Source organism: Rhizobium yanglingense, from assembly GCF_977109285.1.
This window is the reverse complement of the sequence record NZ_CDSAWY010000002.1, coordinates 477,300-502,627: the sequence shown is the minus strand read 5'-3', so window position 1 is coordinate 502,627 and position 25,328 is coordinate 477,300. Positions and strand designations below refer to the sequence as shown.

Sequence of the window (25,328 nt, the reverse complement as noted above, 5' to 3'; positions counted from 1 at the left end):
TCGAACGCGGTTATTGGGAGCCGAGGGAGGGAAATGTGTGCAATCTCTACCGGATGCTGAGGAACCAGGAGGCAATCCGCGCGATCACCCGAGCGATGATCGATAGCACCGGCAATCTGCAGCCGATCGAAGAGATATGGCCCGACAGGATGGCGCCGATCGTCCGCAACACACCGGCCGGCCGAGAGCTGGCAAATGTGAGATGGGGCTTCCGAGCTCGTCACAGGCGCTGTTTCAGGCGGCCACCAAGCGAGCGGACGCTCTGCGAAAGAAAGGCAAGGACGTCGATTTCCAAGAGATCCTGAAAATGGAGCCGGACGGCGGAACAACCAATGTCCGCAATGTCGAAAGCAGGCATTGGAAGCGCTGGCACGGCGTCGAGTTTCGCTGTGTCGTTCCCTTCACGGCTTTCGCCGAGCCGGACCCGGCCAGCAAGCCCGAGGGCGGCAGAACGCCCAATGCCTGGTTTGCGGCCGACCCCGACTGTCCGCTGACGTTCTTCGCTGGATTTTGGGTGCCGCAATGGCAGAGCGTCCGCAAGATCAAGGAAGGCCTCGTGGCGGCTGATCTCCACGGCTTCCTGACCACCGAGCCGAATGCCGTCGTGGCACCGGTCCATGAAAAGGCCATGCCGGTCATCCTGTCGAATGAGCATGAAATCGAGACCTGGCTGACGGCTCCATGGGAAGAGGCACGTGCGCTGCAGCGGCCGCTACCGAATGACCAGCTCGTGCGATTGCCTGTCGAGCTGGCCGTCGCGTGATGTACGACAATTCAAATTTCGGCGACGCGCATCGCGCTTTACCCATTAAACCAGTCGTGTCCCTTACTGAAGCTTGCGCCCTCCTGGTCGAAGCGCTTGCCAAGCTGTGTCTGCGAGTTCTTCAGATCATCGATCGTATCCTCTCAGCCGTGCGGCATTGCCGTCGTGAGGCTTGAACCCAGCTTCAGCGTAAGCCTCAGTCGCCGTCTTGCCTTTGGCGAGCGCCTGGGCGAACTTCTCGTGCCGTGCGTTTTTCAGGACTGGCATGGGCTGACCTTTGGAGGAAGAGATGAAGTCTACAGATGATTGCGTTCGAATTGCTGCGGCAGGTGGCGGTCTCGATTTAACGACAGGCGCAAAGTCAACGGATGACCTCATCAGGATAGCTTCTGCTGCCTCGGCCCGAGGCGCTCCTATCTGGGTTCCAGGATCAAAATCAACGGATGACCTAAGTCGCATTGCCGCAGCCGGAAAAGGTTGCGTCATGGTTCGCTTTGATTGATTACCAGAACATCCATATCAGCGCGGCGATTGCACAGAGGCATATCACCAGCAGCGCACCGCGTTCGACCATCCCGCTCATCTCGGCCACCATGCCGAGATGGATGACAGTGCGAACATCATCGCCACCAGAGCGATATAGACGACCCATGCTGAAGCATTACGGACAGGACGAGGTAGGCGAGCCAGACGATCTTGCAGGCGATGTGGAGGGCTTGGTCCTGGGCGAACGTCGTCTTGCCCCTCACCTTCGCCTCGTCGATCATCGCGTGTGCCATCCATTCGAGCAGACCTAGCCAAACGCTACCCGTGACCACTGCCACGCCGGCGCCTTGGATGCCGGAATGAGCGATCAGGTGATAAACGCGCAGCGGGCCTGATTGTTTGGCGTCGGAGAGGAACTGTCCCTGCAGTGGGTAATCACAGAGCCAATGGGCCGCCAGCAGCATAAGCGCCAGCATCAGAATATTTTCGATCATCTTGGCTCGCATCCTGTGGAGAAGTCGAATAACGGGGGCGACAATGTGCAAAGCCGTCGAGCTCGACCTTGCCTCTCATCGGGCAACCGCGCTTGATTACCCTTGATAGTGACTGAGAGACCTGCCGTGAGCCACGCTCAGAAAATTCTAATGATATACTTCTCATATCGTTCGGCTTTGCCGTTGGTTACGTGTCCGCTGTGATCGCCAGCCTGATTGCCCTACCGTTCACATCAAGCTTCATGGCGTGGCAGCTAAGCGAAGGTTCGCTTCCGATGGCTCATCGAACATATCTTCTGGTATCGACCACGATAATTTCCCTGCTGATCCACATGGCCGTTGGCAAACGGTACTACTCAGCCCAGGGGGAAGGCCCATACGGTCCACCGCCTCCCCGTCGATCTCGCAAGTATCGCGAGCCGAAGCGCTTGGTCCCTTGGGTTCCCTACATTAGCCTGATTGCCATGTTCATCGTGTTTTGCTTCATTCTTTTGTCGCCTCTTCGAGCGTGAAGGTTAACTCGCAGGCCGGCTTGCCTTTGGCGAGCACCTGGGCGAACTTCTCGTGCCGCGCGTTTTTCAGGACAGGCATGAGCTACCTTGGAGGTCTCGGATGGAGTTGGAGTATTCTTTCGGCCGATGGAGCAGCAAGAAGGAGAGTGATTTATCTGGCTCCTTATTTGCCACCATCCGCCAGCCGATGAAGATCAATCGGCAGGCTATCACCTCCACATGTGGGCAGATATTGGGACGCCGAATATGGCGCGAAACATCTCGGTTTTTGTCCGTCCGGCCGACTTTACGAAGATCGCGAAGCTCATGATCCAGGCAGACCGTGATGCGACGCTGCAAGCGTTTGCCGAAGCGATACTGGCCTATCCTGGGGAATAACCCGGCTTACCCACTTCGCGCCGTGTATGAAAGTCAACAATGCTTCCCAATCCACATAGTCCCCTTACACCGGAAGAGCGCTTTGTTCAGACTTGGATGATCGTCACATTCCTTGTTAGCGGCGCGATCTTTGCCGGCATGGTTTTTTTGATATGGACCTGGCGCGTCCACAATTTTCCAGCACGCTGTCGCAACGATCACCGAGGTTTGGCAAAAGCAGGTTCAGGTGCGCCGCGGTACTGCCCGCGGCGCTTGGCTCGAAGACCTGATGATGGAACCAAAGTACAAGACGGTCACGATGGGACGTATCCAATTCGTGCGCACCCACAACGGCAAGGCGTACGATTGCAGCATCGCTGTGCAACTTGGTGTTCCGAGCGACGCCTACCGGGTTGGCGAGAGACTGGATGTCGTCCCCGCCACCGGAACCTGCCAACGCATCGATGTCATCGGCCGGGTGCAGTAGCAGGCAATCGCCGTCTTAGTAGTGGTCGAAAGGGGCGAAGGTCGAATAATCGGTAAACCGCGTGCAAAGCCGTTCATGTTGTTGAACAGCACTTGCAACTCATAGGCGTTCATCGTCATCTTCTGATGCACAACCCAGAAGGAAACGCACATGGCTAGATACGCTGTCTATTTGAGGCGCCCGGTTGAACAGGTTGGACATCTCACGATCGAAGACAGTCGTTCGATGGCCGATTTGGCAAACACACTTCAGAGTGTCGGCTATATCCTTACAGAGGAAGTCACGACATTGGGTGGAAGGCCGGCCAGAGCGAAGCCGTCAACAATATTCCTCCGCGACGTAAGCCGGATTCACCCAGAATAATGAAGAGCATGCCGTCCTTTTTTCAGGACTGGCATAGGTTAAATCTTTGGAGGATTGGATGCGGATCAAATGCTCAGAGTGCGGGGCGACCAACGAAGTTACCACCGAGTATTCAGCGTTCGGCCCTGCGAACCTCGAAAAGATTGAGGCAAAGTGCGCGGCTTGCGGCCACCTGCTCCGAAAATTCAAGTGCTTTGATCTTTCGGTGAAGGTGGTAGACGAATGAACGGAGGCGGGTCTCGCCTCCTCTATTGTGTGCGCCATCGGTGATCGAGACTGAGCCCGTGCGCGTCATAGCTTTCGCGATAGATCGGATGCAGGACGGCAATGATCTTGAAGGCCGAAACCTGGAGCGTCTTCAGAGACTGCCAGCACGAGGCATAGCGGACGACTGCCAGCGCGAAGGCCGCGATAGCAGATGCCACGCTGAGCAGGGTGTCGAAGAGCCGGTATGCGTATCGATACATGCGCATGCTGTTTCCTTTCTTGCTGTTGGAATGAAAAACCCGCCGACCGTTTAAGGTGGCGGGCTCGGATTAGCGGAGAGTTTTCTAGGCCTGCGCGATTTGCCAAATTTTGGATCCGGCATCTTCTCAAGCGCATGATTTGGCTTTCGAATTCGTGTCCTGCGTGGCCGTCTTTGGTCGACCATCATGATATATCTTTGTTCTTCCATCGCGCTGATGTAGACGCAGAACGCGCCGTTCACAAGAAGGTGCCGCCTCTTTGGCCGCTCATCCCGAGCTTCCGGCGCGTCACCGGCACCCTTCGAAGGCGGTCTCCGGGTCCTGTGGAGGCGCTTGGCCTCGAATGGTAAGCGGTGCATTGACCCCGTCTGGCGATAGCGGGTGATCGGGCTTATTCGTGTGAGCTCAGGGAATGAGCTTGGTATGAATTGCTATGTCTGAAGCTAAGTCCGAACATAGAACGTTCCATATGTGGGCACGGCATCAGGCCGCGCTCTGTTTCGACGAGCGGCCCCCATTCCTTCCATTCCTCCACGTTCTCCATGATGATTACGTCAGGCTTCGCACGCTCGGCCCACAGAACGATCACCCACGCCAGGTCACGGATATTGCGCTCGACAGGCTTGCCGCCCTTGGCCTTGCTGAAATGTTTGCAGTCTGGTGAGAACCAAGCCAGGCCGACATGTTTTCCGGCGACGATCGAGGGGATCGACCTTGAAGATGTTCTCAGACAGATGAACCGTCTCGGGATGGTTGGCGGCATGAAGCGCCAGCGCATCGGCGTTGTGGTTGATCGCGATGTCTGGCGAGCGGCCAAGGGCCATTTCGATTCCGGTAGACGCGCCGCCACCGCCGGCAAAACTGTCAACGATCAATGGTTCGATCATATGGCTGTAATCCTGATTTTGATTGGAAGGTGTCGGGAGAAGCATCAGAACAACTCCGCCGGTCGTTCGGGCTGCATTGAGATGTAACGGGTGTAGCGGGCCTCGAATTTCGAGGCGCTCGCGGATGGTCGGATCGCCGAAGCGGACCTTGATTGCGGCTATCTCGGCGATTCCCTCGATCTCAGAGCCGAAGACGCGATTGATGGTCGCCCAATCGGAAGGCCTTGCCGCGACGGCCTCGCGCTCGGCTTTGTATTTCTCAGGCCGGTAGAGCGTGATAACGGCGTCGTAATCTGCTCGCGCCCCTTCGCCGCCGTACAGGTCGGCAGAGATCGGCCGGGGATTGTCTCGCTTGCTGCCGCCGCCGTTGCGCTGGTTGAGGATGAGGACAGAGGCACGAGCCTCGTCAGCCAGAGACTTGAGCTCGACGGTGACTTCTCCTGATATCCTGTCAGGCGAGAGCTTCGGGTCTCTCGGCTTCACCTTGCCAATGTGGTCAATCACGATGAACGGCGTCTTGCCATTTCCGCGCTTCTTCATGAACCGGCGGGCATAGGCACCGAGGTGCCCTACCCCTTCCCGCTAGCAGCGGATGATTTCGAGCGGCTGTTGATCCAGCCATGTGGCGAAGCGGACGCAGTCGTCTTGCTCCTTCTGCGTCATCATGCGGGCCGGATCTCGCTGCTGGCGAACATCGATGCTGTGAACCTGGGAGATCATCTGCCGGACGCATTGCGCGGCCGATTGGTCATAGGAGAGGAAGAGAACTGGATGGCCTTCCCGTACAGCGTGGTAGATGAGTTGCATCGTGAGGGAGGATTTGCCTTCGCCACTCGACGACAGCAGGCCATAAAGGTTCCCGGCCTCGAAGACCGGCTCAGACAGAACCTTGGCGATTTCCGGCAGTGCGATCGGCACCCCGATAACACCGTCACGCTTCGACGATGCCTGAAAACGCGCTGAGATATGAGGCGCCAGGCGAGGATACCGACGTCGTTTCCGAGAACCGCGCCCGAATCGCAAGAGGCCATTTCCGAAAAATGTCCCCGGCAACTTCTGAACGGTGTTCCGAACCGTTCTTCACACGCTCCTTTCCTTGGCTGCTCCATCAGCCTGCGGACGTGTTCCGTCTGTGCCACCAGATGGAGAATCGGCGGCGCCATCTGCGGGCGAACGGCAGGTCGTGCGAGAGAACGATGAAGCCGAGCGGTATCATCCAGAAGCCGAGAACGGGCAGAAAGCCCAGGAGACCGCAGAAGATCAGCAGGACGCCTATGAAGCACACGGGCAATCCGCGAGCGCGGCAGAGGGATGTGCAGGGAACCGAGAACGAGCTTTCCCGTTGTATGATCGATGCCGAAGCGCTTTTCGCGCGGGTTTCTGCTATTGTCTGTCCCGTCAGTCATGCACAGGAGATGGGAACAAACGCCGCAAATGCAAGCGGATGTCATTTTTTTGAAAAAACTGCTTGGCAAATCGAACAAGCATTTGTATTAGCCCACTCACGCCGCGCCAAGCGGTGATCCCTGGTAGCTCAGCGGTAGAGCATTCGACTGTTAATCGACAGGTCGCCGGTTCGAATCCGGCCCGGGGAGCCAGATTTCCAACCTCAGTGGTTGATGCTATTGCAGGAGTCGGTTCTTGATTGAACCGGCTCCTCATTTATTCCTACTACTTATTTCCTGTTGTTGGTTAAACTCCCTGCTGTTGGCTCCGATTTTGTGCAGGAATATATATCTCGCACAGCCTTCACAAACGTGGCGAGCTCCTTTTGCAGCAGGACTTTATATCGGCCTTCCTCTCGCTCCCTACGCCGGCTCAGAAGGCTCGAAGGACTGTCCGCGGGGTTTGAAGCGCTTCAAGACCTATATGTCGAACACCAAGAGACGCGTTTATAGGCCTACGTTACCCGAGAACTGCATCGCATAATCTTAAAGGTCGCCGGCATTCGCGCCGACGGCCTGCCAATACATCTTCATCAGCGTTCGTCATTTAGCCCTTAAAAGTATCGTTGCAACCAACCTCGGTGCGACGCGTTCCTTCACGTGCGAAATCCGAGGATCAGTCATGAAACCCATTCTTTCCATTGCAGCCGTTGCCTTGGCATTGACTGCCAGCGCAAGCTTTGCCCAGCAGCCCACCGACACGCCGCGGCCGCCAGACAACGCAACAGCGGCGCCTGAATCCACTCCGTCCGGTCAGCAAGCAGCTCCCTCAGATGAGGATCGTCGTCGTCTTGGTTGGCGCAGGGGACGAATGCGTGATCGTCCGCCGCCTCCTCCCCCATCAAAGGCCGCGCATTTTCACATCCAGAATGGAGACGTTGAAATCGACATCAAGTGTGCCGATGACGAACCCACAAGGGTTTGCGCCGACCTTCTCTTGCAAATGCTGGACAGATTGGAAGGGGCATCATCGTCCAGAAGCGATCGTGATGATTACCGGTAGGAGCCTATCTCAGGGTCTGCCCGATATCATTGGTCATCGATATCCCTTGCGACAGCGGAAAAGCCAGCTCCTTAGAAGGCAGCAGGATATTGGGTCGCGGGCATGTTATGATTGGGCATGGACATCGATGAGGACAAGATCGACGACGCTGTCCTGGCACTACTATGGCTGACGCTGCATGACGGGCGTCGGGCGTGGAAGAGTTTTGATTGGAATGCAACAGATCGATTGTTCAAGAAGGGCCTCATCGGCGATCCGGTGAGCAAAACGAAGTCATTGATCTTGACGGATGAAGGCCTCCAGCGCTCCGAGGAGCTCTTTCGGGCGTTGTTTACGCGGCCGCCGCGATAGCAGCATTTTTCGCTTTCCAATTCCGAAGCTCGTCAATCTTGCCGACCGGACGATTGGCGATGCGGGCGAGCACGTCGGCGAACCAAGCTTGCGGATCAATGTCGTTGAGCTTTGCTGTGATGATCAGCGTCGCCATGAAGGCGGCGCGATCCGCACCCGTGCCGCAAGCAAAGCGGGCCGATGCCGGCGCGCGCGACAGTGGAAAGTTTTGGCGGGTTCAGGTCATTGTGGTGTGAACCGGCTCGCAGGCTGCCTGGAGACACGTACCCCAATCACTCCGCAGGATGCGGTGTCGCCGGATGGTGGCCGGACGAAGGGGGCGGATGCTTCCACCAGCGCGCCGAACGATTCACCAGCCGGAAGTAGAGGCCGTAGGGCATCAGCCCGAGGAGTTTCAGCATATAGGTGAAGCGCTTCGGAAAACTGACTTCGAAGCGACTGGATTTGAGGCCTGCCGCAATCTGCTCGGCGGCTTCCTCTGGCGACACGAGCGGCGGCATCGGGAAGCTGTTCTCGAGGCCCGCCGGCATATCGGCAAAGCCGGGGCAGATGATCTGGATGCGGATGCCCATCTTGTCGAGATCGAATTTCAGGCTTTCGGCCATGTTGATCAGCGCCGCCTCGGTGGCGCCGTAGGCCGCGCTCGTGGGCAGGCCGCCATAGCCGGCGGCGGAAGAGACGATCGCGATCTGCCCCTGCCCCTTGGCCTTCATGTGTCGGATGGCAGGCAGGAGGCAATTGACGACACCGCAGAGGTTGACGGCGAAGCTTTTCTCGAAATCCGCGCGGTTCAATTCCTCGGCATGCACAGGCTGGTAAATGCCGGTATTGAAGATCGCCAGGGCGAGCGCGCCGTGCTCGTATTCGATCGAGGCGAGCACATGCTCCATATCCTCGGGATCGGTGACGTCGCCATCGAGAACGACGATGCTGCCGGAAAGGCCGCTTGCTTCGGTCTGAAGTTCGGCCAGCTCTTCATGATTGCGCGCGGTGACGGCGACTTTGTATCCCTCGCCTGCCAGTTTCAGCGCCAATGCCCGTCCGATGCCTGAATTCGCGCCGGAAATCCAGGCGATGCCATGTTCGGGACGGGCGATGAAATCACGCATGATTGACTTCCTCCAGACTGCCGATTCAGCACAAAACCAGGACCGGAAGTTTCTCGCTGCCTCCCGGATTCATGCCTCTATCACGCTATTGTGGCTCATTTCAGCCGATCGGGCCGCCGATGATCCCGTCGAGGGTTTTGGTGTGCTTGAGGCGGGCAACCCGACGCAAATTTCAAGTCACGCGGGATTTTTGAAAGCGGAAGTCTAATTTTATCGTCGCAGGCGGGGCCATGGAATAGCATTTCTTGCCAACCCAGCCTTGTGAAGGGAAAAGACCGTTCCTAAACTACCAGTTCCACAGAGGCAGATTCCATGACCTTCCACCCATCCGTCATCGAGGCGATCGGCAACACTCCGCTCATCAAGCTCAAGGGCGCATCCGAAGCGACCGGCTGCACCATCCTCGGCAAGGCGGAGTTCCTGAACCCCGGCCAGTCGGTGAAGGACCGCGCCGCGCTTTACATCATCCGCGATGCCGAGAAGAAGGGGCTGCTGAGGCCGGGCGGCGTGATTGTCGAGGGCACCGCCGGCAATACCGGCATCGGGCTGGCGCTCGTCGCCAACGCGCTCGGCTACCGCACGGTGATCGTCATCCCGGAAACGCAGAGCCAGGAGAAGAAAGACGCGCTGAAGTTGCTCGGCGCCGAACTCGTCGAAGTGCCTGCCGTGCCTTACAAGAACCCCAACAACTATGTGAAGGTTTCCGGTCGCCTGGCAGAACAGCTGGCGAAGTCCGATCCGAACGGCGCCATCTGGGCGAACCAGTTCGACAATGTCGCGAACCGCCAGGCACACATCGAGACCACGGCCGCGGAAATCTGGAAGGATACCGACGGCAAGGTCGACGGTTTCGTCAGCGCCGTCGGCTCGGGAGGCACGCTTGCGGGCGTCGCGGCGGGCCTCAAGGCGTTCCGCAAGGACGTCAAGATCGGCATCGCCGATCCTGAGGGGGCAGCACTTTACGAGTTCTACAAGAACGGTGAATTGAAATCCTCCGGCTCCTCGATCACCGAGGGCATCGGCCAGGGCCGCATCACGGCCAATCTCGAAGGCTTCACACCGGATTTCGCCTATCAGATCTCCGACGCCGAAGCGCTGCCCTATGTCTTCGATCTCGTCGAACACGAAGGGCTCTGCCTCGGCGGTTCGACGGGAATCAATATTGCCGGTGCGGTACGTCTTGCGAAGGATCTTGGCCCGGGTCACACCGTGGTGACGATCCTTTGCGACTACGGCAACCGCTACCAGTCAAAGCTCTTCAACCCCGATTTCCTGACCTCAAAGGGCCTGCCCGTTCCCACGTGGCTGACCACGTCGCAGGACATAAAGATACCCTATGAACCAGCAGCGTGAGACCCATGCCAGTCAATGCCCTCTATCGTGACGATTTTTATCTATCGACATGCGAGGCGGTGGTCACCGCCATCCACGAAGGCGGGGGCATCGAGCTGGATCAGACCTGCTTTTATGCAGCGTCCGGCGGCCAACCGGGCGATATCGGCTTTCTCGAGCGCGCCGACGGTTCGAAGATCGAACTTGGCCCGACGAAGCACGGGGCGACCAAGGATATCGTCGTCCACGTCCCGTCTGCGGGCCAGCCGCAGCCGGTGATCGGCGAAAGGCTCGTCCTGCATGTCGACTGGCCGCGCCGCTACCGGCTGATGCGCATGCACACAGCCTGCCACCTGCTTTCGGTCGTCTGTTCCTATCCGATCACGGGTGCCGCTGTTGGCGAGGACGAGAGCCGCATCGATTTCGACATGAGCGAAACGATCGACAAGGACGAGGTGACGGCGAAGATGATGGAACTCGTCGCCCACAACTACCCGGTCTATGTCCAGTGGATCACCGACGAGGAGCTCACTGCGAACCCCGGCATCGTGAAATCGAAGAACGTGCGCCCGCCGATGGGACTTGGCCGCGTCAGCCTCGTCTGCATCGGCGAAAACTCGGCGATTGACAGCCAGCCCTGCGGCGGCACACATGTCTCCGAAACGCAGGAAGTCGGTCAAGTCCACATTGCCAAGATCGAGAAGAAGGGTAAGGAGAACCGCCGCTTCCGCATCCGCTTCGGCGTGCCCGGCAACGAAGCCTAAGACAATCAGGGAGAGATCAGAATGAGCGAAGAGAAGAGCCGTTTCGTCGTCTCGGCCGATTGGCTGCAGGGCGAGCTCGGAAAGCCGGACCTGCGGGTGCTGGATGCCTCTTTCTATCTCCCGGCGCAGAATCGCGACGCGGACGCCGAATATGCAAGTGGCCATATTCCGGGCGCGATCCGCTTCGACCAAGACAAGATCGCGGATCATTCCACCGGGCTGCCGCATACCATCCCCTCGCCGGATTATTTCGCCGAAGAAGCCGGCAAGCTCGGCATCAGCGAGACGGACCGTATCGTCGTCTATGATGGTATCGGCATGTTCGCCTCGCCGCGCGTCTGGTGGCTCTTCCGGATCATGGGCGCGAAAAACGTCTTCGTTCTCGATGGCGGACTCGACGGCTGGAAGGCGGAGGGCAGACCGCTGAAAACGGATGTGCCGAACTATAAGCCAACGACCTTCAAGACGAATTATGATGCAGGCCGCGTCGTTTCCCTCGAAACCATGCGAGACATCGTTTCGAGCGGCGCGCTGCAGATCGCCGATGCGCGCAGCGCCGGACGTTTCGCCGCCACCGAGCCGGAGCCGCGGGCCGGCATGCGCTCCGGCCATATGCCAGGCGCCCGCAACCTTCCCTCCGGCGTTTTTGCCAATCAGGGCCGTTTCAAATCGCTGCCGGAGCTGAAGCAGACCATTGAGAGTGCCGGGATCGACCTTTCGAAACCGGTCGTCACCTCCTGCGGCTCGGGGATTACGGCCGCGATCATCACGCTGGCGCTCGAATCGATCGGCCATACCGACAACAAGCTCTATGACGGCTCGTGGAGCGAGTGGGGCAGCCGCGACGATACCCCGGTGGTGACCGGCCCGCCCGACCCGATCAAGGCCTGAGACGCACCATGGCGAAGTCCCCCTCCTCGCTCACGGCGCATATCACCCGGCTGGAAATGACGGCGCCGCCCAAGGCAAGCCTACCGGTGCCGGTCAACATCCAGACGGCGATCATGCGTGCGGCGGGCATTCCGCTGCCGTTCTACCGCTATCTCTACCGCCAGGTCGGCGCCCGCTGGCAATGGGTGGACCGGCTGCGCATGAGCGACGAGGTGCTTACGGAAACTCTGCACGACAAGCGGAACAATATCAGCGTGCTCTATGTCAACGGCGCGCCTGCCGGCTTCTACGAGTATTTCTGCGAGGACGAGGATACGATCGAACTTTGCCATTTCGGCCTGATCGAGCACGCGCTCGGCCTCGGCATCGGCAAGTGGTTCCTGCTGCAGGCGCTCTACGCGATCTGGACGCTGAACCCAATGCGCGTGACGACAACGACCAACAACCTCGACCATCCGCGCGCCCTACAGCTCTATCAGATGTTCGGCTTCTCTCCAGTCTCTACCGGCACCGGCATCGTCCGGCCGCTCAGCGACAAGGAACTGCTGGAGATTGCCAGGAAGAGCTGAGCCGGCAGGAATCGGGTGGTTTGACCGGCTCTAAAAGCGCATTTCATGGCAATCACGAAGGAGATTTGCCATGTCAGCCATCCGTTTTTCCGCCATGCCGACCGCCGATGCCGAGCACCTTTGGACCGGCGGCCGCGATGCCTATGACAATCTGCCGGAAACGATGGTTTCCGATGGACCGGGGCATCCCTGCCGTCATTGCCTGAAGAATATCGATGCCGGCGACTTGCTTCTTGTTTTCGCCTACCGCCCGTTTCCGGAATTGCAGCCCTATGCCGAGACCGGCCCGATCTTCCTGCACAAGAAGCGGTGCGAGCGTTATGACGCGGAGGAAGAGCTGCCGCCGGTTCTGAAGACGAGCCGGGACTTTATCGTGCGCGGCTATGGCGAGAACAATCGCATTGTCTACGGCACCGGGGCCGTCACCGCGACCACCGATATTCCGGGCTATGCCGAAGAGCTGCTGAAACGCCGGGAGATCGCATACGTGCATGTGCGCTCGGCGCGCAACAATTGCTTCCAGTGCCGGATCGACAAGATAAAGGCGCCGGCCTTCAGCGAGACCAGCGCCTTTATCTAACGCTGCGTGATGGGAATTACGCTACGTTCAATACGCTTTCCGCTGCGTGGGCTTCATAACCCAGCGCGTCGGCGACCGGCTTGTTGGTGATGCGGCCTCTGTGGACGTTGAGACCGTTGCGCAGATGCTTGTCCTCAGCGATGGCGCGCAGGCCGCGGTCGGCAAGCGCCAGGCCATGGACGAGCGTTGCGTTGTTCAGCGCCTGCGCCGAGGTGACAGGAACCGCACCCGGCATGTTGGCGACGCAGTAGTGCACCACGCCTTCGACCTCGTAGGTCGGCTCGGAATGCGTCGTCGCATGCGAGGTTTCGAAGCAGCCGCCCTGGTCGATCGCGACATCGACGATGACTGAGCCTTTCTTCATGCCGGACAGCATTTCGCGGGTGACGAGCTTTGGTGCGGCCGCACCAGGAATGAGCACGGCGCCGATGACGAGATCGGCGGTGAAGACCTCTTCCTCCAGTGCCTGGATGCTGGAATAACGCGTGTGGATGCGCCCGCCGAAAATGTCGTCGAGCTGGCGCAGGCGCGGCAGCGACTTGTCGAGGATACTGACATCGGCGCCTAGGCCGGCTGCCATCTTGGCCGCATGCAGGCCAACGACGCCGCCGCCGATGATTGCGACCTTGGCCGGCAGCACGCCGGGAACGCCGCCGAGCAGGATGCCGAGGCCGCCATTGGCCTTTTGAAGCGCCGTGGCCCCCGCCTGGATCGACAGGCGTCCCGCGACTTCAGACATCGGGGCAAGCAGCGGCAGACCGCCGCGCTCGTCGGTAACGGTTTCATAGGCAATCGCGGTGACGCCGGACGCGAGCAGGCCCTTGGTCTGCTCTGGATCGGGCGCGAGGTGGAGATAGGTATAGAGAAGCTGGCCGTCCCGAAGCTGCACCCATTCCGAGGGCTGCGGCTCCTTGACCTTCACGACCATGTCGCACTTCTCGAAGATATCCTTGGCCGAGGCGGCGATCCTCGCGCCAGCGGCGATATAGGAAGCGTCATCGGCACCGATGCCGGCGCCTGCCTTTGTCTCGACCCAGACGTCATGGCCATGGGCGACATATTCACGAACCGAAGCAGGTGTCAGGCCGACACGATACTCATGATTCTTGATTTCCTTCGGGCAACCGACACGCATTTAAGCGTTCCTCTCATTTTATGTCCGCTTGGGGCGGAGCGTTTTGGATACCCAAATCCAAACACCGGACGCGCGAAATGTCCTTGCAAAGAGCATTTGCCTGAGAACTATTTTTCGAGGATTATTGCGGAAACAACCCTTTTTTCGAAGATTCTTCGAATGTCTGAACTCGATACCATCGATCGTGCGATTCTGAAGGCGCTTCAGGCGAACGCCCGCATCACCAATGCCGATCTTGCGAACAAGGTGGGCCTTTCGGCTTCCGCCTGTTCCAGACGGCTCGACATTCTTGAGAAGAGCGGCGTCATCGGCGGCTATCACGCGCGCCTTTCACACAAGGCACTGGACTACAAGATGATTGCCATCGTGCACATCTCGCTCTCCGGCCAGTTTGCGAAGACCCTTGCGGAATTCGAGGCGGCGGTGAAGCGCTGCCCGAACGTGCTCGTCTGCTACCTGATGTCGGGTGAGTACGACTACATTCTGCGTGTTGCCGCACGCGACCTGGAAGACTACGAGCGCATACACCGCGACTGGCTCTCCGCCCTGCCCCACGTCGTCAAGATCAATTCCAGCTTCGCGCTCCGGGAAATCATCGACAGGCCGAATGTCGGGCTTTGAGGCCTTGCAAAGCGGCATAAATCCTGGCCTAGCTTCATTCGTATGCGGGCCTCTCCCGCCTTACGGCAAGGCATGAAATCCAAGACGCAAGGCTATATCTTCGTCCTTCTGGCGATCACCATCTTTTCCGTGCAGGACGGCATCTCGAAGCACCTGGCGAGCACCTATCCCCCGGTTTTCGTGACGATGATCCGCTACTGGGCCTTTGCAATTTTCACGATCCTGCTCGCGTCGAGAATGCGCGGCGGCCTGAAGGCGACCGTGCGCACGAACCGGCCTTTGCTTCAGGTCACGCGTGGCGTGCTGCTTGCCGCGCAGGTCGTGCTGGCGATCACCTGTTTCGCGATCATCGGACTTGCGCGCACCCAGGCGATCTTTGCCGGCACTCCGATCCTGATCGCCCTGCTTTCCGTGCCGCTGCTCGGCGAGCGCGTCGGGTGGCGCCGCTGGACGGCAATCTTTGCGGGGCTTGCCGGTGTTCTTTTGATCTTGAAGCCAGAAAGTGGCTTTTTTGATCCGAAGCTGCTGCTTGCGGTCTTGGGCTGCTTCCTCTTCGCCTTCTACGTCATCGCCACCCGCCTCGTCAGCCGCGACAATTCTTCGATGACGAGCTTCTTCTATACGGGCGTCGCGGGCGGCATAACGATAACACTCATCGGTCCTTTCTACTGGACCCCGATGTCGGCCAGTGACTGGGGTTGGATGACGCTTCTCTGCCTAACCGGCATCTCCAGCCACTATTTCCTGATCCGCGCCTATGACATGCTCGATGCCGCAGCCGTTCAGCCGCTTACGTATCTGCAGCTCGTCTACGCCTCGATCATCGGCGTCGTCATCTTTGACGAAGCCCTGAGCCTCAACACGATCGCAGGCTCGGTGATCGTCGTCGCTGCCGGCATTTTCACCATCTGGCGTGAGCATGTGGTGGCGTGCAGCGGCGCTGTGCGGAGATAGAACCCATCTCGTAATTTAGCGGTTTCTATAAAAGGATTTTCAACATTTTCGCGATACCGTGCGTCAAGTATTCTATTGAGGGCTGCATAATGCGTAATTTGAATATCATTACTCGCAGGGCCGAACGCAAGTATTGCCGCATTTTCGGTAAGGTTCGCTATCTCAATAACGAAGTAGACGCCCGCATCCTCAATCTCTCGATAACGGGCGCTGCGGTGGAAATTCGAACGCCGCTTTATGCCGCATCGGGCAGCCGCGTACAAATCCTAGCGGAAGATCTTGGAACGCTGCACGGCATAATCCGGTGGAGCCACAATGGGCGCCTCGGTATCCAGTTCGACCCGAACTCCAACGCCCAGGCTCAGGTCGCATCCTACTTCCGCTTCTTCCACAAGGATGTGAAGCCGGTGTTAACGCGATAACATCCAAGGCCGGTTTGTCATTTTCCGGATGCACTGCCGTGCAAATCATCCTAGGCTCGCCGGCCGTTGAGCCATGCGTCATTTGCGAAGGAGTGTTCAATGTCTTCCATACTTGATTTGCACCCGATTACCCGCCGGTCATTGCTTGGCGGCATTGCCGCGACTTCGGCGCTTGTTCTGCTCCACCCCTTCACGGCGCGCGCGGCCGCCAATCAAGCGCATCTGCGGCTCATGGAAACCACCGACATCCATGTCAACGTTTTCCCATACGACTACTATGCCGACAAGCCGAACGACACGATGGGTCTGGCGCGCACCGCGACGATCATCGATAACATCCGCGCCGAAGCGGCCAACTCCCTGCTGATCGACAACGGTGACCTGCTGCAGGGCAATCCGATGGGCGATTACATGGCCTATCAGCACGGCATGAAGGATGGCGACGTCCACCCGGTCATCAAGGCGATGAACACGCTTGGCTATACTGTCGGCACGCTCGGAAACCACGAGTTCAACTACGGCCTCGATTTCATGTTCAAGGTGCTTGGCGGCGCGAATTTCCCGTTCGTCTGCGCCAACCTGACAAAGGGCCAGCTCGCCTCCGATCCGAAGAAGGACGATCTCTTCTTCAAGCCCTACGTGATCGTCGAAAAGCAGATCAAGGACGGCGCAGGCAACGGAGAGCCCGGTCAAGATCGGCTTCATCGGCTTCGTGCCGCCTCAGATCATGCTTTGGGACATCAAGAACCTCGAAGGCAAGGCGCAGTCCCGCGACATCGTCGAGGCCGCCAAGGCCTGGATTCCGGCGATGAAGGAGGAAGGTGCCGATATCGTCATCGCGCTTTCCCACTCCGGCATCGACGGCTCCGCCCCCTCCGAGAAGATGGAGAATGCCTCGCTGCATCTTGCCGGCGTGGACGGCATCGATGCGATCTTCACTGGCCATCAGCACCTTGTCTTCCCCGGCCCGAAGAGTTGGGACGGGATTGCCAACGCCGATCCGGTGAAAGGCACGCTGCATGGCAAGCCGACGGTCATGGCCGGATTCTGGGGCTCGCATCTCGGCCTCATCGACCTGCTGCTGGAAAAGAACGGCAAGAGCTGGACGATCGTCGATTTCACCGCCGAGGCTCGGCCGATCTATCACCGCGACGACAATAAGAAGGTCGTTGCCGACGTGGGCGACAAGAAGGACGTGATCGAAGCCGCAAAGGCCGAGCATGAGGCGACGCTCGCCTATGTCCGCACCCCGGTCGGCAAGACGTCGGCGCCGCTCTATTCCTACTTCGCCCTCGTTGCCGACGATCCCTCCGTGCAGATCGTCAGTCAGGCGCAGACCTGGTACATCAAGCAGATGCTAGCCGATACCGAATTTAAGGATCTGCCCGTCCTTTCGGCCGCTGCTCCTTTCAAGGCAGGCGGCCGCGGCGGCGCGGATTACTATACCGACGTTGCGGCGGGCGATGTCGCGATCAAGAATGTCGCCGACCTCTACCTCTATCCGAACACCGTGCAGGCAGTGGTCATTACGGGCGAGCAGGTGAAGAACTGGCTGGAAATGTCGGCCGGCATGTCTCAACGAAGTGAAGCCCGGAGCAACGGATGCGGAATTGCTCAACGGTGATTTCCCGTCCTACAACTTCGATGTCATCGACGGTGTGACCTACCAGATCGACCTTTCGCAGCCGCGCAAATACGACAATGACGGCAAGGCTATCAATGAAAACTCGAACCGCATCCAGAATCTGCAGTTCGACGGCAAGCCGATCGACCTCAAGCAGAAGTTCGTCGTGGTCACTAACAACTACCGTGCGGGCGGCGGCGGCAAGTTCCCGGAGATCTCAGCCCGACAAGGTCGTCTTCCAGGCTCCGGACACCAACCGCGACGTGATCGTCCGCTTCGTTCATCGAACAGGGCACGATCAATCCGTCCGCCGACGGCAACTGGACTTTCAAGCCGCTGCCGGGCACGAGCGCCGTCTTCCAGAGCGGGCCGAAGGCCAAGCAATTCCTGGCCGACGTCAAGAGTGTCAAGCTGGAGGATGCCGGCGAAGGCGCGGACGGATTTGCAAAGTTCAGGCTGGTTCTCTAGCCGATGTGAAAACCAGGCGAGGCGGCAGCGCCTCGCCTATTCCGCTGCAAGCGGCATGTCCGGTCCGCGAATCTCGTTCAGCGCCGCCGTGAAATCGGCGTGGTTGGGGCATTGGGACAGCCTGGTGCGGAATGCATCGATCATCCATGCCGCAGCTGGGCCTGGCGGACTGGCGAGGCGGCGCATGGCATAGATCGGATACTCGCCTTGCTCATAGGCCTCAAGGTCGAGATGAACGAGTGCGCCGCTCATCAGGTCGTCACGGATTATCGATGCAGGCAGGCCGCCCCAGCCGAGGCCGCCGCGGATCAACGCGTGCTTGGTCGCGATGTCGCTGACACGCCAGGTCTTGTAAGAAAGCACATTGAAATCGCGGCCTTTCGTCAGCCCGGACGCATCGGTGACGACGAGCTGTACTTCCTCGCGAACATCGCCAAGCGTCAACGGCCGACCTATCTGCGCTAACGGATGATTGCGCGAGGCCACCGGCATCATGAAAGAATGGCCGATTTTTTCCATCAGCATCGAGTTCGTCCGGCTTCAGGACGGCTCCGCCGATGCCGATCGTCGCCTTGCCGCTCAGGACGGTCTCCATGACCATGCCAAGCTCGCCGACCGTGAGATTGAGCGCAACGGACGGAAATTGCTCGCGGAACTCCCGCAGCACGTCTACCGTTGCCGGAGACGGCACCATGACGCTGATGGCCACAGAGACCTTCCGCTTCCAATCCTTCCTTCAGCCCTTTGACGCGGGCGCGCATCACCTGCAGATCGGTCAGCAGGCGGCGCGCATCTTCGAGCATGGCCTTGCCCGCATCCGTGAGCTTCGGCTGGCGGGCGCCGGAACGCTCAAAAAGCGGCATCTCGAGCTGTGCCTCGAGGTTCGCGATCGTGTAGCTGATCACCGACTGCGCGCGGTTGAGCGCGCGCGAGGCGGCGGAGAAGCTGCCGGTTTCCGCCACGGTAAGGAACACCTGCAGCTGATCCAATGTCGGGTTGGGAAGCATCTTCCATCCAATCTATCGATAATTTCGATCTACATTATCCCAGTTTTTTCGATAGCCGGCCAGTCCTATTTTTCCTTTGAAGGCGGCTCGAACCTCCCAAGCGAGCTCGCAGCACCCCAATTCGAGAGGAAATTCAATTATGTCGTCCATCCTGCTCCTGACATCCAGCCCGCGCGCTAAATCGCTTTCGACCACCATTGCCACCGATCTTGCCGGCAAGCTTCACGCCCAGAAGCCAGGGAGCGTCATCGTCCGCCGCGACCTCGCCGCCAACCCGCTTCCGCACATCGATGACCTGTTTACCGCCGCAATCCGCAAGCCTGCCGAAGACCGCACGGCGCAGGAAGCCGAAGCCGTGAAGACCTCCGACGCGCTCATCGACGAACTGCTCGCCGCCGACACCATCATCATCGGCACCGGCCTCATCAACTTCAACATCTATTCGTCGCTGAAGACCTGGATCGACAACGTCGCCCGCGCCGGCCGCACCTTCAAGTATACCGAAAGCGGCCCGGTCGGGCTTGCAACCGGCAAGAAGGTCTATGTCGTGCTCGCCTCCGGCGGCGTCTACTCGCAGGGTCCTGCCGCCGGCATGAACCATGCCGTTCCGTATCTGAAGTCGGTTCTGGGCTTCCTCGGCATCACCGACATCGAAACCGTCTATGTCGAAGGCCTCGCCTTCGGTCCGGAAGCTGCGGAAAAGGCGATCGGCGCCGCCAAGGCCCGCGCCGAAGAGATCGCTCTCGCCGCATAACCGCTTAGCATCGCCCCCAGAAGCGGCCGGCAATGTCCGGCCGTTTTTTGTTTCCGCTGCGCCATCCCGCGAGGATAGGGCGTTGGTAGCCCTCGTCACCACTGATCAGGCGATGTCAATCAAGCTTTCGCGTGCTTTCACTTTACTGTTGGGTGCGCCTGATGAAGTCGAGCATGAGCGACGCAGCCGCTGCCGCGTGCGTCTCGAGCAGGAGGTGGCCTACGTCGAAAACGTGAGCTTCCATCCTGGGGAGCATCCGCACCCACGACAAGATCTCAGCGAGGTCGATGAATGCGTCGTGCGCTCCCCCAGAGCATCAGGGAGGGCGGCTGCCAGAGCACGAGATATTCGGCGATAACGTCGAACCGGGCGACATCGTTCGGATAGTCTGCAATGGGCGGCGCAACGGGCCGATAGCCACTGCGTCCAGGCCAGCACTTGTCCCGCAGACACAGAACTGCCGCTCGGGCGCAATCCAGAAGCAAACGTTCTTCCGCTCATGGCCCCATTGCATTCGTCGCAGCTTAGTTGGTCGAGCGAGCAGGCTCCGGAACCAAGCGTCAGATTAGCTGACTTTAACCAGACCCGTACGGCCGAAGACGCAATTCCGGCCATTCTTCTTCGCCTGATAGAGGCGGTCATCTGCAGTCGAGAGAACCGTCATGAAGCTCACGCCATCTTCGTCGGCGGTCGCAACGCCGATGCTGACGGTGACGGGTCTTGCATCTGGTGTCCTGACGCTCGTCGCGATCGTCCATCGGAGCCGTTCTGCGACCAACAAGCCCTCCTCGTGGTCCGTGCCCGGGCAAATTGCAACGAATTCTTCGCCACCAAAGCGGAACACCCTGTCTACAGAACGCAGGATCGTCACCAGCCGGGCGGCGATCGACTTCAGCACCTCATCCCCCTGCAGATGGCCGAAGTTGTCGTTGACGTCCTTGAAGTGGTCGGCATCGATGATGATGACGGTTGTGAACTGCCCTTGCCGCAGGGCTTCCCGCATCATGACCGGTGCTTCGAGCTCCATACGCGAGCGGTCGTAGACGCCCGTCAGAATGTCCCTGCCCGTCCGCTCCAGAAGATCGTTGTACCGCTCGCGGAATGTCAGGTCGCCGAACAGATCGCTGAGCGAGCGTGCTGCCGCCGGAATGCCGTTTCGATGAATATAAAGCCGGTAGAAGGCAAAGAGCGCGGTATAGATGCAGACCGCAAACATCTTTGCCCTCCAGCCGTCCCAGAAGGCTGCAAGCGGCACGTCGAGAAAATAGTGCAAGGCGCCGAAGAAGCCAATCTGGTCGAAGGTCAGAAGTGCGAAGCCGCACAGCATGAAACGAAGGATCACCTTACGCTTCACCCAATGACCAAGGCGTTCGTATAGCAGGATGATACCGAGCGAATCGAGGTAGAGCAGCGCCGTACCCCAGACCATCAGCCAGCCCATCTCCTTCAGGAAGCTGAAATCGGCGGCATTGCCGGGTGAAATCTCGACGGTTTCATGCAGTTGCAGAACCCACGCGATCGCGACGGTCAGGAGATTGCCGAGAAACAGGCCGTAGATCGGCTGCCGGACCGTCGAAGCATCCTCCTCCAGGTAAAGCATCAGGATCATCATCAGCTTGCCGGCGAAGAAGACCGACGATCCGGGCGAGGCTACACCGAAAGGCAGCGACACGTAGAAGACGGCGGCGAGATAGGTTTCCATGAAATGCATGACGCCGAGCGCCGTCATGAAAACGCCAAGGCCCAGCCGGTGTCGGAAATGCAGCAGGCTCACCATCAGCGCGAAGTAGCCGACGGCTTCCAGCACAATGAGACCGAGATTGACAATTGCCATCGCGCTTTCCGCTCTCCAACCGCTTCTTCATAGCGCGATACGGTTAAGAAACGGTCGCGTGACGTCAGGGTGACCCGCGGCCTCCCTGTATGGCTGCCGCCGCAATGCCGTCCCGGCGAAGGCTTGGGAAGAGAGCGGCTAGACCTGCCGCTCCTTTGCACCGTCGCCGAAAAGCGAGGGGCCGTGCTGATCGATGATCTGGTGCGCTTTGCGCACCGTGCATTCGATCGCATCGTCCGACGAGGAGAACATGTCGGCGCGGATGAAATTGCGAACCAAAACCTCGCCGCCGACCGTCTTTTCGATGCGGCCTGCCAGGCGGAACTGTCCGCCTTCCTTGCGCGGCTCAGCGTAGATGGCGCAATCGGCGTAAAGCTGCGGCTCGCCCTTCGGGCCTGCGCTCGCCTCGGCCGATTTGCCGCCACCGGAAAACATCGAGAAAATGCTGGATAAGATCGAAGCCATGTTCCGCCTTTAACACGGGCCGCTCGCGCCCGCAAAGTCAAATGATGAGGTTGGCGAGGATGTCGTTCTCGGTGATGTCCTCGAAGCCCATGCCGGCCTTTTCGAAATTCGAAATCAGGGTGGCGAAGTTCTCCGGCGCCTTAGTCTCGATGCCGATCAGAACCGAGCCGAAGTTGCGCGCCGTCTTCTTCAGGTATTCGAAGCGGGCGATGTCGTCGTCAGGCCCCAGAAGATTGAGGAAATCGCGGAGCGCGCCGGGGCGCTGCGGCAGCCGCAAGATGAAGTATTTCTTCAGCCCGGCGTAACGCATCGCGCGCTCCTTGACGTCGGGCAGCCGCTCGAAGTCGAAATTGCCGCCGGAGACAACCGCGACGATCGTCTTGTCGCGAATGGTCTGCGGATCCATCGCCGCGATCGCCGTCAAAGACAGAGCCCCTGCCGGCTCCAGCACGACGCCCTCGACATTGAGCATTTCCGAGATCGTCACGCAGATGGCGTTTTCCTGCATCAACATGACCTGCGCGGCTGCAAAGCCTTTGAGCGCTGCGAAATTCAGGTCGCCGATGCGGGCAACGGCCGCGCCGTCGACAAAATTGTCGACCTTGGAAAGCGTCACCACTTCACCGGCCTCGATGCTGCGTTTCAAACTCGGCGCGCCTGCCGGCTCGGCGAAGACAAAGGCGGAATTCGTGACCGAGCCCTTGAGATAGCCCGTGATGCCCGCAGCAAGCCCGCCGCCGCCGACCGGCAGGACCAGCATGTCCGGCACCCTACCCTCCGGCAGCTGCTGCACGATTTCGGCTGCGACCGTTGCCTGCCCCTCGATGATGTCCGCATGGTCGAAGGGCGGCACCATGACGCCTCCGGCCGCCTCCGCATGGTCGCGGGCGGCCTGATAGCATTGATCGAAGAAATCGCCGTAGAGCTTGATGGTGATGAATTCGGCGCCGAACATGCGCGTCTTGTCGATCTTCTGCTGCGGCGTCGTCACCGGCATGAAGACCACGCCCTGAACGCCGAAATGGCGGCAGACATAGGCAAAGCCCTGCGCATGGTTACCCGCCGATGCGCAGATGAAGAGGCGCTCGCCGCTCCATTCGGCAATCGCCTTGCGGAAGAAATTAAAGGCGCCGCGGATCTTGTAAGAACGGACGGGCGACAGATCCTCCCGCTTCAGCCAGATTTCGGCACCGTAGCGCGCCGAAAGATGGTCGTTGAGCTGCAGCGGCGTTGCCGGAAAGAGGCTGCGCAGCGCCTCTTCCGCGCGATCTACATCCTGTCTTGTGACGGTCATCTGTCCATTCCTGTCTCAAGACTTCGCTATGGCACAGGTCGGCTGGCAAAAGAAGTCCGTTTAACCGCCGTGCGGTTCGTTCTGCGGAAAGCTTTCTTCATCGCGCTTGGCGGATTGCTGCAGCTCCCCCCGTGCGTTCGCTTTGCAATGCTGCTAACGTGAAGGGATGATGACATCCCGTTTTATGCGACCGCTCGCCTGGCTGCTGCTTGCCGCCATCATTTTCGTCACCATTTCGCCGATCGGCCTCAGGCCGCATACGATGACCAGCGTCAACGCCGACCGCGCGCTTGCCTATGCCGTCACTGGCTTCGTTTTCGCGCTCGGCTATCCGAAGCAGTGGAAGCTCGTCGCACTGCTGCTTTTCTTCGGCGCACTCGCCATCGAGTTCCTGCAATACCTGTCGCCGACACGTCATGCACGCCTGCACGACGCGGTCATCAAGGCAGCCGGCGCCATGCTCGGCGTTCTTATCGGCCGCGCTACCTACCGGCGCGGGCAGATGAAGCAGAGCATCGAGGCCGTTCCCGCTCCAAAGCCGCAAACTGGTGCCGCCGCTGGCGCTCTTGACTGAATCACTCCAGTCGTTAATTGAGGATCGCGCGCGGGCGTGGCGAAACTGGTAGACGCAAGGGACTTAAAATCCCTCGGAGCAATCCTTACGGGTTCGATCCCCGTCGCCCGCACCAGCACGCAGCCGTGACGCGAGGTTTTTGCGACGTCGGGCAGTCCACTCACCATTTCATCCGGGGGAAGTGCCAGTAGTCGGAGCCGGTTCGGCGGGAGATGAGCTTCAGCGTTCCATCCGGCTGAACCACGTATCTTTCGTAGACCCGGTATCCGAACTTATCCGGAAACTCGTGCTTGACGGTGTAGCCCGCTCGCGCGGGAACGTGGACGACTCTGCCATAGGTGAGGCTGCCGCGGATGGGCTCCGGCGGAGCCGTGCTGCATCCGGCAAGGCCAAGGGCGACCAGCAGGGAAGCAATAACAGCGCGCATCAAAATCTCCGGTCCTATTGGCACATAGGACGAAATCGCAGGTCAGTACAGCCGCGGCGGAAAGAACTATGCGCCTACTGATCTCGCCCCACCATCTTTATCAATCCCAATAAATATGATTTTATGCCGGCATCTGAAAGGTGGCAGGGCTCGAAGGCGCCTTTGCGGATGCACGAATTACTGTGCCACGATGCGTGTAAGCTTGTCTTGTGGGAGTAAGACGATGGTTTACGATTGGAGTGGAGAAAGGGCGCGGCGTCTCAAGTTTTACAAAACAGCCGCTGCGTGTTTGTTCGGGAGCATGCTTGCCGGGACCATGTTGCTGGTCATAGCCATGCAGTTTCACGGGTAGCGGCCGGCTTTGGCGCCGCGTGAATGCTGCTTCGGTTAAAATCAACAGGAATTGCACGAAAGCCCCCCACTTGCGGCCAAGCAACGGCGCAGCGATGAGCCGCGCCGCCTCTACCATTTGATCGGAAAGCGTCTTACCCGAGCTTCGCCGCGATCTTTGCGACGTGCGTGCCCTGGTATTTCGCGGCTTCCAGCTCGATTGCTGAAGGCTGGAGCGAGCCATCGCCGTCGGTGATCGTGGACGCGACGTAGGGCGAGCCGCCCTTGATCTCATCGACACCCATCTGGCCCTGGAAGCGACGGTTGCGATCCGAGCTTTCTGATCGATTTTGAATTGGAGGACTTTGCGACCTCTTCGGAAACCAGGTCCGGAACGCGCTTTACGGTGACTTCGGCGCCCGCAGACTTGGCGCCTTCCGCAACGGCATATGCCATGGTTTCGATTGGCCATAGGCCGAATAGAAAAGAACGAGGACCTTTGCCATGACGAACTCGCTTGCGGCACGGGTTTGAATAGTTGACCAGCCGAAGTCCTATC

At 59.3% G+C, this 25,328-nt stretch carries 26 protein-coding genes, 2 tRNA genes and 8 pseudogenes; 20 read left to right on the top strand and 16 right to left on the bottom strand.

From position 1 onward, the window contains the following. The first annotated feature begins 35 nt into the window (after nt 1–35). Nucleotides 36–763: pseudogene (locus tag ACW4PC_RS03835) on the top strand (SOS response-associated peptidase family protein). A gap of 126 nt (nt 764–889) precedes the next feature. On the opposite strand, the gene ACW4PC_RS03830 reads toward ACW4PC_RS03835, so the two are convergent. Together ACW4PC_RS03830 and ACW4PC_RS03825 are read right to left on the bottom strand one after the other, a co-directional pair. Then, entirely contained in the window at nt 890–1,030 is a 141-nt protein-coding gene (locus ACW4PC_RS03830; RefSeq protein WP_455872862.1) for a hypothetical protein, read from the bottom strand. 353 nt (nt 1,031–1,383) lie between these two features. Next, a complete protein-coding gene (locus tag ACW4PC_RS03825; RefSeq protein WP_455872861.1) occupies nt 1,384–1,743 on the bottom strand; it encodes a DUF3307 domain-containing protein in 360 nt (119 codons plus the stop codon). A 758-nt stretch (nt 1,744–2,501) separates the two neighbouring features. On the opposite strand from ACW4PC_RS03825, the gene ACW4PC_RS03820 reads away from it, so the two are divergent. Further along, on the top strand, nt 2,502–2,633 hold the full coding sequence (locus ACW4PC_RS03820; protein ID WP_455872860.1) for a hypothetical protein: 132 nt from the start codon (nt 2,502–2,504) through the stop codon (nt 2,631–2,633). A gap of 268 nt (nt 2,634–2,901) precedes the next feature. Further along, nucleotides 2,902–3,099: a hypothetical protein gene (locus tag ACW4PC_RS03815; RefSeq protein WP_455872859.1), complete on the top strand. Its 198-nt coding sequence runs from the start codon at nt 2,902–2,904 to the stop codon at nt 3,097–3,099. A gap of 611 nt (nt 3,100–3,710) precedes the next feature. Here ACW4PC_RS03815 and ACW4PC_RS03810 read toward each other — a convergent pair. The 5 genes and pseudogenes from ACW4PC_RS03810 to ACW4PC_RS03790 form a co-directional block, all read right to left on the bottom strand. Further along, nucleotides 3,711–3,935, bottom strand: a complete 225-nt coding sequence (locus ACW4PC_RS03810) for a hypothetical protein (protein ID WP_455872858.1) — start codon at nt 3,933–3,935, stop codon at nt 3,711–3,713. A 445-nt stretch (nt 3,936–4,380) separates the two neighbouring features. Then, nucleotides 4,381–4,861: pseudogene (locus tag ACW4PC_RS03805) on the bottom strand (DNA cytosine methyltransferase); the annotation flags it as partial. A 204-nt stretch (nt 4,862–5,065) separates the two neighbouring features. Continuing rightward, a pseudogene (locus tag ACW4PC_RS03800) lies at nt 5,066–5,368 on the bottom strand (DnaB-like helicase C-terminal domain-containing protein); the annotation flags it as partial. Nucleotides 5,369–5,398: 30 nt separating this feature from the next. Beyond that, nucleotides 5,399–5,734, bottom strand: a complete 336-nt coding sequence (locus ACW4PC_RS03795) for a DnaB-like helicase C-terminal domain-containing protein (RefSeq protein WP_455872857.1) — start codon at nt 5,732–5,734, stop codon at nt 5,399–5,401. Between the two features lie 190 nt (nt 5,735–5,924). Beyond that, nucleotides 5,925–6,222, bottom strand: a pseudogene (locus tag ACW4PC_RS03790) (hypothetical protein). Here ACW4PC_RS03790 and ACW4PC_RS03785 point away from each other — a divergent pair. The 4 genes from ACW4PC_RS03785 to ACW4PC_RS03770 all read left to right on the top strand — a co-directional run bounded on the left by ACW4PC_RS03785 (nt 6,163) and on the right by ACW4PC_RS03770 (nt 7,615). Next, complete coding sequence (locus ACW4PC_RS03785; protein WP_455872956.1) at nt 6,163–6,339, top strand: hypothetical protein; 177 nt, start codon at nt 6,163–6,165, stop codon at nt 6,337–6,339. The pseudogene ACW4PC_RS03790 and the gene ACW4PC_RS03785 sit on opposite strands and share 60 nt — an antisense overlap. Then, nucleotides 6,340–6,414 (top strand) — tRNA-Asn (locus tag ACW4PC_RS03780). Between the two features lie 469 nt (nt 6,415–6,883). Further along, on the top strand, nt 6,884–7,264 hold the full coding sequence (locus tag ACW4PC_RS03775) for a hypothetical protein (RefSeq protein WP_455872856.1): 381 nt from the start codon (nt 6,884–6,886) through the stop codon (nt 7,262–7,264). A 117-nt stretch (nt 7,265–7,381) separates the two neighbouring features. Further along, complete coding sequence (locus tag ACW4PC_RS03770) at nt 7,382–7,615, top strand: DUF6429 family protein (RefSeq protein ID WP_455872855.1); 234 nt, start codon at nt 7,382–7,384, stop codon at nt 7,613–7,615. On the opposite strand, the pseudogene ACW4PC_RS03765 reads toward ACW4PC_RS03770, so the two are convergent. Then, nucleotides 7,596–7,772: pseudogene (locus ACW4PC_RS03765) on the bottom strand (transposase domain-containing protein); the annotation flags it as partial. The gene ACW4PC_RS03770 and the pseudogene ACW4PC_RS03765 overlap by 20 nt on opposite strands. 115 nt (nt 7,773–7,887) lie before the next feature. Further along, a complete protein-coding gene (locus ACW4PC_RS03760) occupies nt 7,888–8,724 on the bottom strand; it encodes an SDR family NAD(P)-dependent oxidoreductase (protein ID WP_455872854.1) in 837 nt (278 codons plus the stop codon). Here ACW4PC_RS03760 and ACW4PC_RS03755 point away from each other — a divergent pair. From ACW4PC_RS03755 to ACW4PC_RS03730, 6 genes are all read left to right on the top strand, one after another. Further along, nucleotides 8,723–8,932: a hypothetical protein gene (locus tag ACW4PC_RS03755; protein ID WP_455872853.1), complete on the top strand. Its 210-nt coding sequence runs from the start codon at nt 8,723–8,725 to the stop codon at nt 8,930–8,932. The genes ACW4PC_RS03760 and ACW4PC_RS03755 overlap by 2 nt on opposite strands. Nucleotides 8,933–9,036: 104 nt before the next feature. Next, a complete protein-coding gene (locus tag ACW4PC_RS03750) occupies nt 9,037–10,077 on the top strand; it encodes a cysteine synthase A (RefSeq protein WP_455872852.1) in 1,041 nt (346 codons plus the stop codon). 5 nt (nt 10,078–10,082) lie between these two features. Beyond that, nucleotides 10,083–10,820 carry an alanyl-tRNA editing protein gene (locus tag ACW4PC_RS03745; protein ID WP_455872851.1) on the top strand — a complete coding sequence of 246 codons (738 nt, stop codon included), beginning with the start codon at nt 10,083–10,085 and terminating at the stop codon, nt 10,818–10,820. 21 nt (nt 10,821–10,841) lie between these two features. Further along, a complete protein-coding gene (gene sseA, locus ACW4PC_RS03740; RefSeq protein WP_455872850.1) occupies nt 10,842–11,711 on the top strand; it encodes a 3-mercaptopyruvate sulfurtransferase in 870 nt (289 codons plus the stop codon). Nucleotides 11,712–11,719: 8 nt separating this feature from the next. After that, nucleotides 11,720–12,280, top strand: a complete 561-nt coding sequence (locus ACW4PC_RS03735; protein WP_455872849.1) for a GNAT family N-acetyltransferase — start codon at nt 11,720–11,722, stop codon at nt 12,278–12,280. A gap of 70 nt (nt 12,281–12,350) precedes the next feature. Further along, nucleotides 12,351–12,860, top strand: coding sequence for a DUF1203 domain-containing protein (locus tag ACW4PC_RS03730; protein ID WP_455872848.1), 510 nt, complete (start codon nt 12,351–12,353; stop codon nt 12,858–12,860). A gap of 16 nt (nt 12,861–12,876) precedes the next feature. Here the strand turns inward: ACW4PC_RS03730 and ald are convergent, their stop codons facing one another. Continuing rightward, nucleotides 12,877–13,995, bottom strand: a complete 1,119-nt coding sequence (gene ald, locus ACW4PC_RS03725; RefSeq protein WP_455872847.1) for an alanine dehydrogenase — start codon at nt 13,993–13,995, stop codon at nt 12,877–12,879. A 159-nt stretch (nt 13,996–14,154) separates the two neighbouring features. Here ald and ACW4PC_RS03720 point away from each other — a divergent pair, with 159 nt between their 5' ends. The 4 genes and pseudogenes from ACW4PC_RS03720 (at nt 14,155) to ACW4PC_RS03705 (ending at nt 18,084) form a co-directional block, all read left to right on the top strand. Then, nucleotides 14,155–14,616: an Lrp/AsnC family transcriptional regulator gene (locus ACW4PC_RS03720; protein ID WP_022718321.1), complete on the top strand. Its 462-nt coding sequence runs from the start codon at nt 14,155–14,157 to the stop codon at nt 14,614–14,616. Between the two features lie 72 nt (nt 14,617–14,688). Next, entirely contained in the window at nt 14,689–15,570 is an 882-nt protein-coding gene (locus tag ACW4PC_RS03715) for a DMT family transporter (RefSeq protein ID WP_455872846.1), read from the top strand. A gap of 89 nt (nt 15,571–15,659) precedes the next feature. Next, entirely contained in the window at nt 15,660–15,992 is a 333-nt protein-coding gene (locus ACW4PC_RS03710; RefSeq protein ID WP_239599056.1) for a PilZ domain-containing protein, read from the top strand. Between the two features lie 99 nt (nt 15,993–16,091). Continuing rightward, nucleotides 16,092–18,084: pseudogene (locus ACW4PC_RS03705) on the top strand (bifunctional 2',3'-cyclic-nucleotide 2'-phosphodiesterase/3'-nucleotidase). 36 nt (nt 18,085–18,120) lie between these two features. On the opposite strand, the pseudogene ACW4PC_RS03700 reads toward ACW4PC_RS03705, so the two are convergent. After that, a pseudogene (locus tag ACW4PC_RS03700) lies at nt 18,121–19,091 on the bottom strand (LysR family transcriptional regulator). A 139-nt stretch (nt 19,092–19,230) separates the two neighbouring features. Here ACW4PC_RS03700 and ACW4PC_RS03695 point away from each other — a divergent pair. Beyond that, nucleotides 19,231–19,845 (top strand): FMN-dependent NADH-azoreductase, encoded by a 615-nt coding sequence (locus ACW4PC_RS03695; protein ID WP_455872845.1) that lies wholly within the window; start codon nt 19,231–19,233, stop codon nt 19,843–19,845. 565 nt (nt 19,846–20,410) lie between these two features. Here the strand turns inward: ACW4PC_RS03695 and ACW4PC_RS03690 are convergent. The 3 genes from ACW4PC_RS03690 to ilvA form a co-directional block, all read right to left on the bottom strand. Beyond that, nucleotides 20,411–21,679: a diguanylate cyclase gene (locus ACW4PC_RS03690; protein WP_455872844.1), complete on the bottom strand. Its 1,269-nt coding sequence runs from the start codon at nt 21,677–21,679 to the stop codon at nt 20,411–20,413. A gap of 138 nt (nt 21,680–21,817) precedes the next feature. After that, the gene (locus ACW4PC_RS03685) at nt 21,818–22,144 is read right to left on the bottom strand and encodes an HlyU family transcriptional regulator (protein WP_039844674.1); all 327 of its coding nucleotides are present in this window, start codon (nt 22,142–22,144) and stop codon (nt 21,818–21,820) included. A 37-nt stretch (nt 22,145–22,181) separates the two neighbouring features. After that, nucleotides 22,182–23,438: a threonine ammonia-lyase gene (gene ilvA, locus ACW4PC_RS03680; protein WP_455872843.1), complete on the bottom strand. Its 1,257-nt coding sequence runs from the start codon at nt 23,436–23,438 to the stop codon at nt 22,182–22,184. A gap of 166 nt (nt 23,439–23,604) precedes the next feature. Here ilvA and ACW4PC_RS03675 point away from each other — a divergent pair, with 166 nt between their 5' ends. After that, entirely contained in the window at nt 23,605–24,012 is a 408-nt protein-coding gene (locus tag ACW4PC_RS03675) for a VanZ family protein (RefSeq protein ID WP_455872842.1), read from the top strand. A 30-nt stretch (nt 24,013–24,042) separates the two neighbouring features. Further along, a tRNA-Leu gene (locus tag ACW4PC_RS03670) sits at nt 24,043–24,127 on the top strand. Nucleotides 24,128–24,172: 45 nt separating this feature from the next. On the opposite strand, the gene ACW4PC_RS03665 is transcribed toward ACW4PC_RS03670, so the two are convergent. Both ACW4PC_RS03665 and ACW4PC_RS03660 read right to left on the bottom strand, forming a co-directional pair. After that, nucleotides 24,173–24,439, bottom strand: coding sequence for a hypothetical protein (locus ACW4PC_RS03665; RefSeq protein ID WP_455872841.1), 267 nt, complete (start codon nt 24,437–24,439; stop codon nt 24,173–24,175). A gap of 485 nt (nt 24,440–24,924) precedes the next feature. Beyond that, a pseudogene (locus tag ACW4PC_RS03660) lies at nt 24,925–25,275 on the bottom strand (flavodoxin domain-containing protein). Between the last annotated feature and the right edge of the window lie 53 nt (nt 25,276–25,328).